Consider the following 452-nt stretch of genomic DNA (forward strand, 5'->3'; position numbering starts at 1 on the left):
CGGCCGGGCGTTCGCGCTGAAGACCGACGACGGCGGCCAGCGGGCCCGGCCGGTCGTGATGGCGGCCGCGCTGCGGCGTACGGGCGTCGACGTCGAGCCGGGGGTGGACACCGAGGCGGTCCGGTCGACCGGTGTCCACAACCTCCTCGGTGGCGGCGAGCCCGTCGGCGTCGTGCGGGCGGTCATCTGATGGTGCCGGCCGCCTCCCTGCTCGCCGTCGTCCTGTCCGCCTTCGCCGCCGGGCGCTGGGGCCTCCCGGGCGCCGTCGCCCTCGCCTGCTCGTCGCTCGCCTGGCTCGCTCTCAACCGGCCGATGGAGGGCCGTATCATTTTCGTGATCTCCGAGACCCGCGGCCTCGTGGCCGCGGACCTGATCGGCTTCGCCGGTCTCGCTCTGGCGGTCGTCGTGGCGGTGGTCGACCTGGCCGGCCGCTCTTCCAGACCCTCCTGAGG

The 452-nt window shown here is 75.0% G+C and carries 2 protein-coding genes; both read left to right on the plus strand.

All coding sequences use genetic code 11. The annotated features are described in order from the left end of the window. On the plus strand, positions 1-190 hold a 190-nt coding region (locus I6F37_RS39665), incomplete at its 5' end, for an asparaginase (RefSeq protein ID WP_225154328.1). Continuing rightward, positions 190-450, plus strand: a complete 261-nt coding sequence (locus I6F37_RS39670) for a hypothetical protein (protein WP_225154329.1) — start codon at positions 190-192, stop codon at positions 448-450. The genes I6F37_RS39665 and I6F37_RS39670, both read left to right, overlap by 1 nt. Positions 451-452 lie beyond the last annotated feature (2 nt).

Source organism: Bradyrhizobium sp. NBAIM08 (assembly GCF_020193935.1).
Classification (GTDB): domain Bacteria; phylum Pseudomonadota; class Alphaproteobacteria; order Rhizobiales; family Xanthobacteraceae; genus Bradyrhizobium; species Bradyrhizobium yuanmingense.

Bases quoted from the DNA above. Each gene is read 5' to 3' on its own strand.
- I6F37_RS39670 (WP_225154329.1), top strand. From the start codon at position 190: ATGGTGCCGGCCGCCTCCCTGCTCGCCGTCGTCCTGTCCGCCTTCGCC.